Below are 15,707 nucleotides of genomic sequence, written 5' to 3' on the forward strand. Positions count from 1 at the left end.
AGGGGGGATGGTCAGCGGGAGTGGTAGTTGGGCGCCTCGACCGTCATCTGGATGTCGTGCGGGTGGCTCTCCTTGAGCCCCGCCGCCGTGATCCGGATGAGCTGACCGCGGCGGTGCAGCTCGGGGATGCTCTCCGCGCCGACGTACCCCATCGCCGCGCGCAGCCCACCGGTGAGCTGGTGGGCGACCGCGGACAGCGGGCCCCGGTAGGGCACCTGGCCCTCCACGCCCTCGGGGACCAGCTTGTCCTCGGCGAGCACGTCCTGCTGGAAGTAGCGGTCCTTGGAGTAGGACTTGCCCTGGCCCCGGGACTGCATCGCGCCGAGCGAGCCCATGCCCCGGTAGGCCTTGTACTGCTTGCCGTTGATGAAGATCAGCTCGCCGGGGCTCTCCTCGCAACCGGCCAGCAGGCTGCCCAGCATCACCGTGTCGGCGCCCGCGACGAGCGCCTTGGCGATGTCGCCCGAGTACTGGATGCCGCCGTCGCCGATGACCGGGACGCCGGCCGGGCGCGCGGCGCGCGCGGCCTCCATGATCGCGGTGATCTGCGGTACGCCCACGCCCGCGACGATCCGGGTGGTGCAGATCGCGCCCGGCCCGACGCCGACCTTCACGCCGTCGGCGCCCGCCTCGACCAGCGCCCGGGCGCCCGCGTAGGTGGCGACGTTGCCGCCGACGATGTCGATCGTCACGTCCTTCTTGAGCTGGCGGACCATGTCCAGCACGGCCCGCTGGTGGCCGTGCGCGGTGTCCACGATCAGCACGTCGACGCCCGCGTCGACAAGCGCCCGGGCCCGCTTGTAGGCGTCGTCGCCCACCCCGACGGCGGCGGCGACCCGCAGTCGGCCGGCGTCGTCCTTGGTGGCGTTCGGGTACTGCTCGCTCTTGGTGAAGTCCTTGACCGTGATCAGCCCGCGCAGCCGGCCCGAGTCGTCGACGATCGGCAGCTTCTCGACCTTGTGCCGGCGCAGCAGTTCGAGGGCGTCGTCCTTGCTCACCCCGACCGGGGCGGTGACCAGCGGGGTACGGGTCATGATCTGGTGGACCGGGGTGGCCGGGTCGGAGACGAACCGCATGTCGCGGTTGGTGACGATGCCGACCAGCTGGCCCTCGCCGTCCACGACGGGCACCCCGGAGATGCGGTAGCGCCCGCAGAGGGAGTCGACGTCGCGCAGCGTGTCGTCGGGGCTGGCGGTCACCGGGTTGGTGATCATGCCGGACTCGGAGCGCTTCACCAGGTCGACCTGGAGCGCCTGGTCCTCCAGGGAGAGGTTGCGGTGCAGTACGCCGATGCCGCCCTGGCGGGCCATGGCGATCGCCATCCGGGCCTCGGTCACCGTGTCCATCGCGCTGGAGAGCAGCGGGATCGACAGGTTGATGTTGCGGGTCAGCTTCGTCACCGTGTTGACCCGGCTGGGCACCACGTCCGACTCGCCCGGCTGGAGCAGCACGTCGTCGAAGGTCAACCCGAGCGGAACCACCCGGGCGGAGCCGGCGGGCAGCTCCGGCAGGTGGCCGCCCAGCTCGCCGCTGTCGGCGCCGGCCGGAAGATCGGTGCTGGGCGAAAATTCCACGATTGCTCCCCTGAGCTGCTCGGACGGGCTTCAGCGAGGTGGCGCGGGCGGGCACCGGCACACGCCGGGTGACGGGCGCGTCGTCCCATCGTACCCACCGACCCGCGGCGCTCCCGGCCGGTGGCGGCCCAGGTCACCGACGGCCGGGGGCGGACGCGGCCCTGGCGTTGGGTCTACGGTGAGGGGGTGCACGACGAGCCCATCGACCCCTTCAACGGCGACCCGGCTGATCCGGCCGCCGGCCTGCACGATCCGGGCGACGACGCCCCACTCGACCCGCTGACGGACGTCGAGCGACAGGACGTGCTGGAGGATCTCGCCGACCTGGAGATCTACCAGGCGCTGCTGGCGCCGATCGGGGTGCGCGGGCTGGTCATCGAGTGCGAGGACTGCCGGGAGCCGCACTACTTCGACTGGGACCTGCTGCGGGGCAACCTTCGCCACCTGCTCAGCTCGGGGCGGCCCCGGGTGCACGAGCCGGCCTACGACCCCGACCCGGACCACTACGTCACCTGGGACTACGCCCGCGGCTACGCCGACGGGGTGCACGACACCCTGACCGAGGGTGCCGACGAGGAGCCCGACGCCGAACGCTGAGGCGGCCGGGGCCGCACCGGGTGGGCTCAGCCCGCCCGCCCGGCTCCGCGCGCCGAGGCCTTCCGGCGTGCCGTGAGGCTCAGGCCGCCGCCCGGCTCCGCGCGCCGGGGCCTTGCGGCCGGCCGTACGGCTCAGGCCACCAGGCCGGCGCGGAAGCCGGCCGCCACGGCGTGCGCGCGGTCCCGCGCACCGAGCTTGCGGAACAGCCGCCGGGCGTGGGTCTTCACGGTGTCCTCCGAGACGAACAGCTCCCGGCCGATCTCGGCGTTGCTCTTGCCCTCCGCCATGCCCAGCAGCACCTGGAGTTCGCGTTCGGTGAGCCCGACCTGGGACCGCCGCGCGGGCCGGGCCCGCCCCGCCGCCCCGGGGGGCGTGGCCTCCGCCGGCTCGTCGGCGGGCTCGGCCGGGTCGTCGCCGCGCTGCGCCGGCACCACCGTCGGCGTGCCGCCCGGGCTGTCGGGGGCCGTCGCCGACCAGGTGGGACCCGGTTCGGCAGGCGGCCGGCCGGCCTGGCCGGTACGGGCGGGACCGCCGACCGCCGCGGTGTCCCGGGCCGGGTCGGTGACCGGGCGCCGGGCCGCCCGGCCGGGCGACGAGAGCAGCAGCAGGGCCTTGGCCACCGCGCTGGTCAGGTCCTGGTCGACGCCCTGGATGAGGCCCCGCGCGCCCGCGCTGATGGTGGCCGCGGCGGCCTCCGACTCCTCGGTGCCGAGCAGCAGCACGGAGGCCTGCGGCGCGCGGGCGAGCACCCGCCGGACGAAGCCCGCGCTGTCCGGCCGGGTGAGGGCCGTGTCCGCGAGCACCACGTCGGCGGGCCGCTCGGCGAGCCGCAGCATCACCTCGGGATCCGAGACCGCCGTCCGCACCACGGCGGACAGCCCGAGCCGTGCCGCCGCGGACGCGAGATGCTGCGCCGCGAGCGGTGTCCGAACGCACACGAGAACCGTACGCACAGTGGTCTCCTCTCCGTCCAGAAGCAGACCATGAGGGGGTCGGGTCGCGAGGGGGTTCGGGCAATCCAACGAACTTTTCCGACAAGTGGGGCATATGCCGCTACTTGCCGGAAGTTTTCGATCACAGGTGTGTGAGCCGGCGACGCCCCGGGTACGGAGGTCCCAGGCCGGAAACGGCGCGCCTGCGCGGACCGTCGCCCGGACGCCGATTCACCAGGATCTGCGCGGTGCCGCGCGGGAGGAGGGGTGCTGATGTCGAACGTACGCAGACTGCCCGGACCCATCGTCGACCTCTGGGACTGGCAGCGGCTCGGTGCCTGCCGGGGCCGGGACAGCGCGCAGTTCTTCCACCCGGACGGGGAGCGTGGCTCGTCCCGCCTGCGCCGGGAGTCCGGCGCGAAGGCCGTCTGCCGCGCCTGCCCGGTCCGGGCCGAGTGCGCCGCCCACGCCCTCGCCGTGCGCGAGCCGTACGGCGTGTGGGGCGGCTTCAGCGAGTCCGAGCGGCTGCGGCTGCTCGCCGTCGGCTGGGAGGACCTGGCCGACCGCCGCCAGAGCCGGGTGGACGTGGCCCGACTGGAGGCCCGCCTGGGCCAGCCGCACCGGTCGACCGTCCCCGCCCAGCGCAAGATCGCCTGAACCGGCGGCCTCTCAGACCACACCGACGCCGCGTCCCCGCACCCGGGGGACGCGGCGTCGCGGCGTTTCCGGCCGCGCGCACCCCGTGCCCGGGAGGACGCTCAGCGCACCGTGACGGTGACGGTGTGCCAGCCGGTGGCGCCGTCCGGGGCGACCGCCTGCCGCCGTCCGGTCTGCGTCTCGCCGGTGACGTCGGTCGCCCGGACGGAGAGGGTGTGCTCCCCCGGCGTGGCGTCCCACCGCCACGACCACTGGACCCAGGTGTCCACCGAGACCACGGGAGCCAGCTCCGCCTCGCGCCACGGCCCGTCGTCGACGCGTACCTCGACGCGGCGGATGCCGCGGTGCTGCGCCCAGGCCACCCCGGCCACCGTGACCACGCCGGCGGTGAGCCGGTTGCGCGGGCGGGGCGTGTCGATCCGGGACTGGGTCTTCACCGGCCCCTGCGCCGACCAGCCGCGCGGCACCCAGTACGCGTCGAAGTCCGCGAAGCTGGTCAGCTCCAGCTCGGTCACCCACTTGCAGGCCGACACGTAGCCGTACAGGCCGGGCACCACCATCCGCGCGGGGAAGCCGTGCCGCACCGGCAGCGGCTCGCCGTTCATCCCCACCGCCAGCAGCGCGTCGCGCCCGTCCCGGAGCACCGCGGTCGGCGTGCCGCAGGTCCACCCGTCCACCGAGCGGCCGACGACCTGGTCGGCGCCCTCCTCCGGCTCGGCCTCGTCGAGCAGCTCCCGGATCGGCACGCCCAGCCAGCGCGCGTTGCCGACGAGGTCCCCGCCCACCTCGTTGGAGACGCAGGCGAGGGTGACGTACCGCTCGACCATCGGGCGGGCGAGCAGGTCGGCGAAGCTCAGCTCGATCTCGTTGCGTACCCGGCCGTGGATGCGCAGCCGCCAGGTCTCCGGGTCCACCTGTGGCAGCACCAGCGCGGTGTCGATCCGGTAGAAGCCGAAGTTCGGCGTGACGTACGGGGCGAGCTGGGTCAGCGACAGGTCCGCCCCCGCCGGCACCGCCGGGGCGGGCGCCGCCGGGGCGGGCAGCACGACGGCCTCCCGGGCCGCCGACACCCCCCGCCGGCCGGCGAGCCACCGACCGCCGAGCCCGGCCACCCCGGCCGCGCCGACCAGCAGGCCGGCCCCGGTCAGGAACCGTCGCCGCGACGCCGGGTCGCTGGGCTCCAACGGCTGCGCAGGCGCCACGGCGGGCCCCTCGGCCGTGGGCGGCGACGCGGGCGCCTCGGCGGTGGGCGACGGCGCCGGCCCCTCGGCCGTGGGCGGCGGCGCGGGAGCCACGGTGGGCGGTGGTGTGGGCGGGGACCAGGGCCACGGGTCGAGTTCGAGCGGACCGGCGACGAAGGCCCAGAGCACCGCCGCCCCGAGCCCGGCGCCGACCAGCGAGGGCAGCGCGTCGGTGGGCCCGGCGCCGGGCCGGGTCACGGCGGCGGCCACGCCGAGGGCGGCGAAGGCGGCGATGCCGGCGAGGCCGATCGCCAGCCGGCGCAGGGAGAGCACGCCGAGCAGCGCGGCGAAGGCGGCGAGCAGCAGACCCGTCCCGACCAGTAGCGCGACCTTGTCGTACGTGCCGAAGAGGGCGATGCCGAGCTGCTTGAGCGGCTCGGGCACCGTGTCGACCACGAGCCCTCCGACGGCGACCAGCGGCGCCGAACGGGGACCGGTCAGCACCGCCACCAGCTCGGCGGAGCCGATCGCCACCGCGGCGGCGGTGACCCCGGCCAGGGCGGCGTAGCCGCGCGTCGTGCTGCTCATCGGGCCAGTGTTTCCGATGCACCGGCCGGCCGGTAGTCGCGCCGGCGCCCGCGAAGGCGTCGGGGCGCACCGTCACGCGGACGGTGCGCCCCGACGAGGCGTACGGCGAGGGTCAGAAGCCCGGGCCGTGCTGGTGGCCGTGGCCGTGGCTGTGGCCGTGCCCACCGGCGGCGGCCGGCTCGGCCTTCTCCGGCTTCTCCACCACGAGGCTCTCCGTGGTGAGCAGCAGGCCGGCGATCGACGCGGCGTTGGTGACCGCGTTGCGGGTCACCTTCACCGGGTCGAGGATGCCGGCCTTCGCCAGGTCGACGTACTCGCCGGTGGCGGCGTCGAGGCCGTGGCCCCACTCCTTGCCGGCGACCTTGTTCACGACGACGTAGCCGTCGTGGCCGGCGTTCTGCGCGATCCAGCGCAGCGGCTCGACCAGCGCCTTGCGCACGATCGAGACGCCGACCTTCTCGTCACCGGTGAAGCCGAGGTCGTCGTCGAGCGCCGGCAGGATCTGCACCAGGGCGGCGCCACCGCCGGGGACGGTGCCCTCCTCGACCGCGGCCTTGGTGGCGGCGATCGCGTCCTCGATGCGGTGCTTGCGCTCCTTCATCTCGACCTCGGTCGCGGCACCGACCTTGATGACCGCGATGCCGCCGGAGAGCTTGGCCAGCCGCTCGGCGAGCTTCTCCCGGTCCCAGTCGGAGTCCGAGGCCTCGATCTCCTTGCGGATCTGCGCGACCCGGTCGGCGACCTCGCTCGACTTGCCACCACCGTCGACGACCGTGGTGTTCTCCTTGTCGACCACCACGCGCCGGGCGGTGCCGAGCACCTCCAGGCCCACCTGGTCGAGCTTGTAGCCCAGCTCGGGCGCGACCAGCTCGGCGCCGGTGAGGATCGCCATGTCCTGGAGCATCGCCTTGCGCCGGTCACCGAAGCCGGGGGCCTTGACCGCGCAGACCTTGAGGGTCTTGCGGATCGAGTTGACCACCAGCGTCGACAGCGCCTGGCCGTCGACGTCCTCGGCGATGATCAGCAGCGGCTTGCTGTTCTGGAGGACCTTCTCCAGCAGCGGCAGCAGCTCCTCGATCGCCGAGATCTTCTGGGTCGTGATCAGGATGTACGGGTCCTCCAGGACCGACTCCTGCGACTCCATGTCGGTGACGAAGTTCGGCGAGATGAAGCCCTTGTCGAACTGGAGACCCTCGGTCACGTCCAGCTCGGTGTGCAGGGCGGAGCCCTCCTCGACGGTGATGACACCGTCGCGGCCGACCCTCTCCATCGCCTCGGCGATCAGCTCGCCGATGGTGGCGTCCTGCGCGGAGATCGTCGCGACGTGCGCGATCGACTTCTTGTCGGCGACGTCGACCGCGCGGCCGAGCAGCGCCTCGGAGACCTTGGCGGCCGCCGCGTCGATGCCCCGCTTGAGGCCGGCCGGGTTGGCGCCGGCCGTGACGTTGCGCAGGCCCTCGCGGACCATCGCCTGGGCCAGCACGGTGGCGGTGGTGGTCCCGTCGCCGGCGACGTCGTTGGTCTTGGTCGCCACCTCCTTGACCAGCTGCGCACCGAGGTTCTCGTAGGGGTTGGTGAGCTCGATCTCCTTGGCGATGGTCACGCCGTCGTTGGTGATCGTGGGCACACCGAACTTCTTGTCCAGGACGACGTTGCGCCCGCGTGGGCCGAGGGTGACCTTGACCGCGTCCGCGAGGGCGTTGACACCGTGCTCGAGCAGGTGCCGGGCGTCGTCCGAGAAGCTCAGGATCTTCGCCATGAATGTCCCTTCGAAGCGTTGTCGCCCCGGCCCGGCGAGCCGGACCGGGGCGACGACACTGATCGGTTGCTTACTTCTCGATGACCGCGAGGACGTCGCGGGCGGAGAGCACCAGGTACTCCTCGCCGGCGTACTTGACCTCGGTGCCGCCGTACTTCGAGTAGAGGACGGTGTCGCCGACCTTCACGTCGACCGGCACGCGGTTGCCCTTGTCGTCGATCCGGCCCGGGCCGACAGCGAGGACGGTGCCCTCCTGCGGCTTCTCCTTGGCGGTGTCGGGGATCACGATGCCGGAGGCGGTGGTGGTCTCGGCCTCGTTCGCCTGGACCACGATGCGGTCCTCGAGCGGCTTGATCGCAACCTTGGTCGCGGTAGTCACGGGCATACCCTCCTGGGGTACTGGTTTCGTTACCGGTCGGCGCGCCGACCGGCGTCAATCTGCCACATGCCACCGGGCGGGGCCGTCGTCGCGGGTGCCGGTCCGCCTGGCGTTCAGCGCCCGGGCCACGAGGCCCGGAAGCTGGCACCCTCAGGGCGAGAGTGCTAATCGCAGGTTATTCCTCGGCTAGCACTCCGTCAAGGAGAGTGCCAACCCGGCGGCCGGCGCGTCGGGTCCGCCGACCACAATGTCCGGGTGGATCTCGACCAGCTCGCCGCCCTGCGTACGCCCGAGGGGTCGGCCGCGCTCGCCGCGGCCGCGCGGGTGGCCGGCGGCGACCCGCTGACCGCGGCGGCCGCGCTCCGCTCGACCGGGCTGCCGGCCGGCCTGGCGTCGGCCGCCCTCACCCAGGCCGAGCTGCGGCGCCGGGCCGTCGGCAAGTTCGGGCCAGCGGCGGCGGGGATGTTCCTCACCCGGGCCGGGCTGGAGCAGGCCACGCGGGGCGTCGTCGCGGCGCGGCGGGCCGAGCGGCTGCGGGCCGCCGGGGTGCGCGCGCTCGCCGACCTCGGCTGCGGCCTCGGCGCGGACGCGCTCGCCGCGGCCCGCGCCGGCATCCGGGTGTACGGCGTGGAGGCCGACCCGCTGACCGCCGCGATGGCCGCCGCGAACGCCGAGGCGGCCGGGCTGGCCGAGCTGTTCACGGTGGAGTGCGGCGACGCCACGGCGTTCGACGTGGACCGGGTCGACGGGGTGTTCTGCGACCCGGCGCGGCGCAGGGCGGGCACCGGGCGGCGGATCTTCGACCCGAACGCCTACTCCCCGCCCTGGGACTTCGTGGTCGGGCTGGCCGAGCGGGTGCCGCACACCGTCGTGAAGGTGGCGCCCGGCATCGACCACGCGCTGGTCCCGGCGGGCGCCGAGGCGGAGTGGGTGAGCGTCGACGGCGACCTGGTCGAGGCGGCCCTGTGGTGCGGCGAGCTGGCGCGGGTCCCCCACCGCGCCACCCTGCTGCGCGGCAGCCGACGGCCCCCCGTCGACGACTCCGGCGCGGGAGGGGGGCCCGCCGATCGACCGGCCGGCTCCTGCGAGCTGACCGGCTCCGGCGCCGCCGAGGCGGCCGTCGGCCCGGCGCGCCGGTTCCTGTACGACCCCGACCCGGCGGTGGTCCGCGCGCACCTGGTCGCGGAGCTGGCGGAGACGCTCGGCGCGACGCTGGCCGACCCGAGCATCGCCTACCTCTACGCGGACGCGCCGACACCGACGCCGTTCGCCCGCTGCCTGGAGGTCACCGACGTGCTGCCGTTCTCGCTCAAGCGGCTGCGGGCGTTGCTGCGGGAGCGTCGGGTCGGGCGGGTGGAGATCCTCAAGCGCGGGTCCGCCCTGGAGCCGGAGAAGCTCCGCCGGGACCTGCGACTGGCCGGGGACGAGGCGGCCAGCCTGGTGCTGACCCGGGTCACCGGGGCGCCGACGGTGCTGCTCTGCCGGCCGGTCGGGTAGCGCGCGGGACAGTTGCGCGCCGGCGTCGACGGTCCGGCCCTTTCGGCTCGCGGGTCGCGCGGGGCCGGGTTAGCTTGACCGTCATGGCGGGACAGGGCACTCCGGCGACCGCGCTGCTGACGAAGCGGAAGGTCGCCCACAGCACCCATCCGTACGACGTCTCCCCGGACGCCCCGAACTACGGCGCGCTGGTCGCGGCGGCGCTGGGGGTGCCGCCGGAGCGGGTGTTCAAGTCGCTGGTCGCCGAGGTCGACGGCGCGCTGACGGTGGCGGTCGTGCCGGTCACCGGCGAGCTGGACCTCAAGGCGCTCGCGGCGGCGGTCGGCGGCAAGCGGGCCGCCATGGCCGACCGGACGGTGGCCGAACGGGCCACCGGCTACGTGCGCGGCGGGATCAGCCCGCTCGGCCAGCGTCGGTGGCTGCCCACGGTGCTCGACTCGTCGGCGCTCGACCATCCCACCGTCTACGTCTCGGCGGGCCGGCGCGGCCTCCAGCTCCAGCTCGCCCCGCAGGATCTGGTGACGCTCACCGGGGCGACCACGGCCCCGCTGTCGACCCGCTGAGCTGCGCCGCTCCGGCGACATCGAGAGAGCGCTCCCCCATCCGGCGTCGGCCAGGTGTCAGGGACGTTGCTGAATTGTTACTGCCGACAACAAACTCGCGACCTCGGTGCTCTTGTGCCCACACCGCCGCGCGGAATACGTTGCCGGACACAACAAACCAACATCATCCCCCACCCCCGAAAGGACCCTGCTGATGCGCAAGGGCTTCCTCACCTTCGCTGCCGTGGGCCTGCTGGCCACCGGCGGCCTGACCGCCTGCGGCGACGACTCCGGTTCCGAGGCCGGCGGCTCCACCGAGAAGAAGCCGAAGATCGGCGTGATCCTGCCGGACAGCAAGTCCTCCGCCCGCTGGGAGGGCGCGGACCGCAAGTTCCTGGAGGAGGCGTTCAAGGCCGCCGGCGTCGACTACGACATCCAGAACGCCCAGGGCGACAAGACGGCGTTCCAGACCATCGCCGACCAGATGATCACCAACGGCGTCACCGCCCTGATGATCGTCAACCTGGACTCCGGCACCGGCAAGGCCGTGCTCGACAAGGCCAAGTCCCAGGGTGTGGCGACCATCGACTACGACCGGCTCACGCTGGGCGGCTCGGCCACCTACTACGTCAGCTTCGACAACGAGGTCGTCGGCAAGCTCCAGGGCGAGGGCCTGAGCAAGTGCCTGACCGACAAGGGCGCCAAGAACCCGGTCGTGGCCTACCTGAACGGCTCCCCGACCGACAACAACGCCACGCTGTTCAAGAACGGGTACGACTCGGTGCTCAAGCCGAAGTTCGACTCGAAGGAATACACCAAGGGCCCGGACCAGAACGTGCCGGAGTGGGACAACACCCAGGCCGCCACGATCTTCGAGCAGATGCTGACCCAGACCGGCGGCAAGATCGACGGCGTGCTCGCCGCCAACGACGGCCTCGGCAACGCGGCCATCTCGGTGCTGAAGAAGAACAAGCTCAACGGCAAGGTCCCGGTGACCGGCCAGGACGCCACCACGCAGGGCCTGCAGAACATCCTCGCCGGCGACCAGTGCATGACCGTCTACAAGGCGATCAAGGAGGAGGCGAAGGCCGCCTCGGACCTGGCCATCGCGGTGGCCAAGGGTGAGAAGAAGGAGACCAGCCAGACGGTCAAGGACCCGGAGGGCGGCCGGGACGTCCCGGCGGTGCTGCTCACCCCGAAGCTGATCTTCAAGGAGAACGTCAAGGACGTCATCGCCGACGGCTTCGTCACCAAGGACGAGGTCTGCGCCGGGGCGTACGCCAAGCTCTGCGCCGACGCCGGCATCAGCTGACCCGTACCCGCTTCCACGCGCACGCCGCCCGGCACGGACCCTGTGCCGGGCGGCGGTTCGCGCCGGACGGGATCCGAGACCTCCCCTCCACCTGAAGGAGACCCCCCGTGTCCGCAACCCCCCTGCTGGAACTACGCGGGATCGACAAGAGCTTCGGTCCCGTCCAGGTCCTGCGCGACGTCGCCTTCGCCGCCCACCCGGGCGAGGTGACCGCGCTGGTCGGCGACAACGGCGCCGGCAAGTCGACCCTCGTCAAGTGCATCAGCGGCATCTACCCCACCGACGCGGGCGAGTTCCGCTTCGACGGGCGGCCGGTGACCATCAACAGCCCCCGCGACGCCGCCGCGCTCGGCATCGAGGTCGTCTACCAGGACCTCGCGCTCTGCGACAACCTCGACATCGTGCAGAACATGTTCCTCGGCCGGGAGAAGCGCAGCGGCATCGTGCTCGACGAGCCGACCATGGAGCAGATGGCCGCCGACACCCTCGCCGGGCTGAGCGTGCGGACCGTGAAGTCGCTGCGGCAGCACGTCTCCAGCCTCTCCGGCGGCCAGCGGCAGACCGTCGCGATCGCCAAGGCCGTGCTCTGGAACAGCCGGCTCGTCATCCTCGACGAGCCCACCGCCGCGCTCGGCGTCGCGCAGACCGCCCAGGTGCTCGAACTGGTCCGTCGGCTCGCCGACAACGGCCTGGCCGTGGTGCTCATCTCGCACAACATGAACGACGTCTTCGCCGTCTCCGACCGGATCGCCGCGCTCTACCTCGGCCAGATGGTCGCCCAGGTGAAGACCACCGACATCACCCACTCGCAGGTGGTCGAGCTGATCACCGCGGGCCGCTCCGGCGGGCTCGGGCTCGCCGCCGCCGAGCCGGCCAACGGCGGCAACGGGCACGGCGCGGAGCCGGCCGGCAGCAACCCAGGAGGCGTCCGATGATCACCACCGTCGTGCACAAGGACGGCCCCGCGTCCGTCACACCGCCGCCCACCCTCGGCAGTCACGTCCGCAACTACGTCAGCCGGGTCCGCGGCGGCGACATCGGCGCGCTGCCCGCCGTGCTCGGCCTGGTCGTGCTCTGCACGGTCTTCTCGATCATGCAGCCGACGTTCCTCAGCGCCGGCAACTTCGCCAACCTGTTCACCCAGGGTGCCGCGGTCACGCTGATCGCGATGGGGCTGGTATTCGTCCTGCTGCTCGGCGAGATCGACCTCTCCGCCGGCTTCGCCAGCGGCGTCTGCGCCGCCATCCTCGCCAACGTCGTCACCGTGCTCGGCTACCCCTGGTACGTGGCCGTGCTCGCCGCGATCGTCACCGGCGTGGTGATCGGCACCACCCTCGGCTTCCTGGTCGCGAAGATCGGCATCCCGTCCTTCGTGGTGACCCTCGCCGGGTTCCTCGCCTTCCAGGGCATCGTGCTGATGCTGATGGAGGAGGGCGCCAACATCTCCGTCCGCGACGAGGTGCTGGTGGCCATCTCCAACCGCAACCTCCCGCCCGTCCTGGGCTGGCTGCTGGCCGCGGTGGCGGTCGCCGGCTACGCGGCCGTGCAGCTGCTGCGGCACCGTACGCGGGCCGCCCGGGGCCTGGTGACCGACCCGGTCGCGGTGGTGTTCGCCCGCATCGGCGGGTTGGCGCTCGTCCTCGGCGTCGCGGTCTTCATCCTCAACCTGGAGCGCAGCCGCAACGTCGTGATCAGCTCGCTCAAGGGCGTGCCGATCGTGGTGCCGATCATCGCGGTGCTGCTGGTCTTCTGGACCTTCGTGCTCCAGCGCACCAGCTACGGCCGGCACGTCTACGCTGTGGGCGGCAACAAGGAGGCGGCGCGCCGGGCCGGCATCAACGTGGACCGCATCCGCATCTCGGTCTTCGTCATCTGCTCCTCGATGGCGGCTGTCGGCGGTATCGTCGCCGCCAGCCGGGCCAACTCGGTGGACCCCAACACGGGTGGCAGTGACGTACTGCTCTACGCGGTCGGCGCGGCGGTCATCGGGGGCACCAGCCTCTTCGGCGGCAAGGGCCGGGTGCTCGACGCCGTCCTCGGTGGCGCGGTCGTCGCGGTCATCGACAACGGAATGGGCCTGATGGGATACAGCTCGGGGGTGAAGTACGTGGTCACCGGCGTGGTGCTGCTGCTCGCCGCGAGCGTGGACGCGTTCTCCCGCCGGCGTTCCACCGCCACCGGCAACCGTTGACCGCGCGGCACCGGAAGTGACGACGGCGATGCGCGCAGGACCGAGCCAGGACGAGATCCGTCGGCAGAACCTGGGCGCGTTGCTGCGGTACGTGCACGTGCACGGGGCCACCACCCGCGCCGAGCTCACCACCACGCTGGGGCTCAACCGCAGCACCATCGGCGCGCTGACCGCCGACCTCGCCGGCGCCGGGCTGGTCAGCGAGGGGACGCCGAAGGAGACCGGCCGGGCCGGACGACCGTCGCTGGTCGTCCGGCCCGAGTCGGACCGGGTGCACGCGTACGCGTACAGCATCGAGGTGGACCGGCTGCGGGCCGCGCGGATCGGTCTCGGCGGCGCGGTGCTCGACCGCCGGGAACTGGACCGCCCCCGGGGTCTGACCGCCGCGGAGGCCGCCCCGCTGCTGGCCGGGGCGGTCAAGGAGATGCAGCAGAGCGCGCCGGCGGACGCCGTCTGCGTCGGCGCGGGCGTCGCGGTCTGCGGCATGGTCCGGCGCGACGACGGGCTGGTCCGGCTCGGCCCGACCACCGGGTGGGTGGACGAGCCGATCGGCGCGGCACTCGGCGCCGAGCTGGGCTGCGACGTGCCGGTCACGGTCGGCAACGTGGCCGACGTGGCGGCCTTCGCCGAGCACGCCCGGGGCGCGGCGGCCGGCTGCGACAACGTCATCTACCTGTACGGGGACGTGGGCGTCGGCGCCGGCATCATCGCCGGCGGGCGCCGGCTGACCGGGCACGGCGGCTACGGCGGCGAGGTCGGCCACATGGTGGTCGTCCGGGACGGCGCGCCCTGCGAGTGCGGCTCCCGGGGGTGCTGGGAGACCGAGATCGGCGAGTACGCGCTGCTGCGCGCCGCCGGCCGCTCCGACGCGCGGGGCCGCGACGCGCTGCTGGCCGTCTTCGACGCCGCCGACCGGGGCGACCTGCGGGCGCAGACGGCGGTACGTCAGGCCGGCGACTGGCTCGGCTTCGGGGTGGCCAACCTGGTGAACATCTTCAACCCGGAGATGGTCATCTTCGGCGGCGGCATGCGGGACCTCTACCTCGCGGCGGCGGCCCAGGTACGCAGCCGGCTCAACTCGATCGCCCTGCCGGCCTGCCTGGAGCACGTCCGGCTGCGCACCCCGAAGCTCGGCGACGACGCGACCCTCATCGGCGCCGCCGAACTGGCCTTCGAACGCCTGCTCGCCGACCCTCTCGACGTCGGCTGACCGGTCCCGCCCCGCCCCGGGCGGACCGTGGACAGGGTCCGGGAGCCGGCGGGGCGGTCCGGTGAACCGATCGGCCGGCCCGTCCGTACCAGTGCGCGGACGGGCGAAGGCGGAGGCGTCGCCCGGCCCGGACTCGTTTTCGGACCGGACCGAGGAGACACCACGGACATGGCACCGCTCAGATCCGCCCGTCGCCGGCAGGGGCACCGCAGCAGTCGCCTGGCGGCGCTGCTCGTCACGATCGCCGCCGGGCTCGGGGTGCTGCCCGGCGCGGCCGTCGCCGCGCCGGGCGGTCAACAGCTCAACGCGGCCGACGCCGCCCTGCTCAACGGGGTACGCCTGGCCGGGCTCTGGGAGATGCCGGCCGGGCAGATGGCCGCCGACAAGGGGCAGAGCGCGAAGGTACGCGAGATCGGCGCCGGCATCGCCACCGAGCACGAGGAACTGGACCGCCTCACGGTCGAGGCGGCCAACAAGCTCGGGGCGAGCATCCCGAGCGACCCGACGGCCGAGCAGAAGGGCTGGCTGACGGAGATGCAGAACGCCTCCGGCGCCCGCTTCGACCAGATCTTCGTCACCCGGCTCCGGGTCGCCCACGGCAAGATCTTCCCGGTCATCGGGGCGGTCCGCGCCAGCACCCGCGAACCGGTGATCCGCAAGCTCGCCGACGACGCCAACCGGTTCGTCCTGCACCACATGCAGATGCTGGAGAGCACCGGGCTGGTCCGCTGGCCGGAACTGCCGCCGGCCGCCCTGCCCGCGCCGGGCGACGACGGCCTGCTCGCCGCCGCCTCCGCCAACTCCGGCCCGCCGATCGGGGTCAGCAGCACGGTGGTCTGGCTGGTCTTCCTCGCCGCCCTCGGTACGGGAGGCATCGCCACGTACCGCATCCTGCGCCGCACCTGACCGACCGCCCGCGCCGGGGAGGGCGCGGCCGGGCTCCTACCGGCCGCTGTTCCCACCGACCGCTGCGCCGGCTGCCCGGGCCCGGTGCCCGGCGCTCTGGCCGTCCCCTGACCGGCTGCCCGCAGTTCCTGGCTCATGGCCCGGCTGCCCAGGATGGCCTGGCTGCCCACGGTCCGGCTGCACGCAGCCGGCCGCACCCGCTCCGGTCACCGGCGGACGGGCCGCGCATCACCGTCAGTGACTACCGCAGGCATTCTTCCCGCCGCCGACGGTCACCTGGTTCGCCCCTTTGCTCTGCAGCCATCGACGCACCAGCTACCCAGCGTGGCTGGTGCGTCGGCGGCTGCAGAGCAAAGGGGGCGCGGGGTGAGGTGGCAGGCGC

Annotated in this window: 14 protein-coding genes; 9 read left to right on the top strand and 5 right to left on the bottom strand. The window is 73.4% G+C overall.

Annotated features, from left to right (window positions below; all coding sequences use genetic code 11):
* Window positions 1–11: 11 nt before the first annotated feature.
* Window positions 12–1,574: an IMP dehydrogenase gene (guaB, locus tag AB0883_RS05480; RefSeq protein ID WP_366639669.1), complete on the bottom strand. Its 1,563-nt coding sequence runs from the start codon at window positions 1,572–1,574 to the stop codon at window positions 12–14.
* Between the two features lie 186 nt (window positions 1,575–1,760).
* Between guaB and AB0883_RS05485 the strand changes: the two genes are divergently transcribed.
* A complete protein-coding gene (locus AB0883_RS05485; RefSeq protein WP_132230961.1) occupies window positions 1,761–2,171 on the top strand; it encodes a DUF5319 domain-containing protein in 411 nt (136 codons plus the stop codon).
* 131 nt (window positions 2,172–2,302) lie between these two features.
* Here AB0883_RS05485 and AB0883_RS05490 read toward each other — a convergent pair whose 3' ends face one another.
* Entirely contained in the window at window positions 2,303–3,124 is an 822-nt protein-coding gene (locus AB0883_RS05490) for a LuxR C-terminal-related transcriptional regulator (RefSeq protein WP_366639671.1), read from the bottom strand.
* A 252-nt stretch (window positions 3,125–3,376) separates the two neighbouring features.
* Here AB0883_RS05490 and AB0883_RS05495 point away from each other — a divergent pair, with 252 nt between their 5' ends.
* On the top strand, window positions 3,377–3,760 hold the full coding sequence (locus AB0883_RS05495) for a WhiB family transcriptional regulator (protein WP_089003203.1): 384 nt from the start codon (window positions 3,377–3,379) through the stop codon (window positions 3,758–3,760).
* Between the two features lie 101 nt (window positions 3,761–3,861).
* Here AB0883_RS05495 and AB0883_RS05500 read toward each other — a convergent pair whose 3' ends face one another.
* The 3 genes from AB0883_RS05500 to groES form a co-directional block, all read right to left on the bottom strand.
* Window positions 3,862–5,529 (bottom strand): molybdopterin-dependent oxidoreductase, encoded by a 1,668-nt coding sequence (locus AB0883_RS05500; RefSeq protein WP_366639673.1) that lies wholly within the window; start codon window positions 5,527–5,529, stop codon window positions 3,862–3,864.
* A 112-nt stretch (window positions 5,530–5,641) separates the two neighbouring features.
* A complete protein-coding gene (gene groL / locus AB0883_RS05505) occupies window positions 5,642–7,288 on the bottom strand; it encodes a chaperonin GroEL (RefSeq protein ID WP_366639675.1) in 1,647 nt (548 codons plus the stop codon).
* Between the two features lie 70 nt (window positions 7,289–7,358).
* Entirely contained in the window at window positions 7,359–7,673 is a 315-nt protein-coding gene (groES, locus tag AB0883_RS05510) for a co-chaperone GroES (RefSeq protein ID WP_088998427.1), read from the bottom strand.
* A 249-nt stretch (window positions 7,674–7,922) separates the two neighbouring features.
* Here groES and AB0883_RS05515 point away from each other — a divergent pair, with 249 nt between their 5' ends.
* The 7 genes from AB0883_RS05515 to AB0883_RS05545 all read left to right on the top strand — a co-directional run bounded on the left by AB0883_RS05515 (window position 7,923) and on the right by AB0883_RS05545 (window position 15,325).
* Window positions 7,923–9,164 carry a methyltransferase domain-containing protein gene (locus AB0883_RS05515; RefSeq protein WP_366639677.1) on the top strand — a complete coding sequence of 414 codons (1,242 nt, stop codon included), beginning with the start codon at window positions 7,923–7,925 and terminating at the stop codon, window positions 9,162–9,164.
* 83 nt (window positions 9,165–9,247) lie between these two features.
* Complete coding sequence (gene ybaK, locus AB0883_RS05520) at window positions 9,248–9,727, top strand: Cys-tRNA(Pro) deacylase (RefSeq protein ID WP_366639679.1); 480 nt, start codon at window positions 9,248–9,250, stop codon at window positions 9,725–9,727.
* A 193-nt stretch (window positions 9,728–9,920) separates the two neighbouring features.
* Window positions 9,921–11,018, top strand: coding sequence for a sugar ABC transporter substrate-binding protein (locus AB0883_RS05525; protein WP_366639681.1), 1,098 nt, complete (start codon window positions 9,921–9,923; stop codon window positions 11,016–11,018).
* A 107-nt stretch (window positions 11,019–11,125) separates the two neighbouring features.
* Window positions 11,126–11,953, top strand: a complete 828-nt coding sequence (locus AB0883_RS05530) for an ATP-binding cassette domain-containing protein (protein ID WP_121399830.1) — start codon at window positions 11,126–11,128, stop codon at window positions 11,951–11,953.
* Complete coding sequence (locus tag AB0883_RS05535) at window positions 11,950–13,209, top strand: sugar ABC transporter permease (RefSeq protein WP_121399831.1); 1,260 nt, start codon at window positions 11,950–11,952, stop codon at window positions 13,207–13,209. The genes AB0883_RS05530 and AB0883_RS05535 overlap by 4 nt, the downstream gene beginning before the upstream one ends.
* Before the next feature lie 28 nt (window positions 13,210–13,237).
* A complete protein-coding gene (locus AB0883_RS05540) occupies window positions 13,238–14,419 on the top strand; it encodes an ROK family protein (RefSeq protein WP_366639683.1) in 1,182 nt (393 codons plus the stop codon).
* Window positions 14,420–14,587: 168 nt separating this feature from the next.
* The gene (locus tag AB0883_RS05545; RefSeq protein ID WP_366639684.1) at window positions 14,588–15,325 is read left to right on the top strand and encodes a DUF4142 domain-containing protein; all 738 of its coding nucleotides are present in this window, start codon (window positions 14,588–14,590) and stop codon (window positions 15,323–15,325) included.
* Window positions 15,326–15,707: the final 382 nt, after the last annotated feature.

Source organism: Micromonospora sp. NPDC047812 (genome assembly GCF_040704175.1).
In the GTDB taxonomy this organism is placed as follows: domain Bacteria; phylum Actinomycetota; class Actinomycetes; order Mycobacteriales; family Micromonosporaceae; genus Micromonospora.

Coding starts and splice junctions, on each gene's coding strand:
- AB0883_RS05495 (WP_089003203.1), top strand. CDS start 3,377: ATGTCGAACGTACGCAGACTGCCCGGACCCATCGTCGACCTCTGGGAC.
- AB0883_RS05500 (WP_366639673.1), bottom strand. CDS start 5,529: ATGAGCAGCACGACGCGCGGCTACGCCGCCCTGGCCGGGGTCACCGCC.
- groL (WP_366639675.1), bottom strand. CDS start 7,288: ATGGCGAAGATCCTGAGCTTCTCGGACGACGCCCGGCACCTGCTCGAG.
- groES (WP_088998427.1), bottom strand. CDS start 7,673: ATGCCCGTGACTACCGCGACCAAGGTTGCGATCAAGCCGCTCGAGGAC.
- ybaK (WP_366639679.1), top strand. CDS start 9,248: ATGGCGGGACAGGGCACTCCGGCGACCGCGCTGCTGACGAAGCGGAAG.
- AB0883_RS05525 (WP_366639681.1), top strand. CDS start 9,921: ATGCGCAAGGGCTTCCTCACCTTCGCTGCCGTGGGCCTGCTGGCCACC.
- AB0883_RS05535 (WP_121399831.1), top strand. CDS start 11,950: ATGATCACCACCGTCGTGCACAAGGACGGCCCCGCGTCCGTCACACCG.
- AB0883_RS05540 (WP_366639683.1), top strand. CDS start 13,238: ATGCGCGCAGGACCGAGCCAGGACGAGATCCGTCGGCAGAACCTGGGC.
- AB0883_RS05545 (WP_366639684.1), top strand. CDS start 14,588: ATGGCACCGCTCAGATCCGCCCGTCGCCGGCAGGGGCACCGCAGCAGT.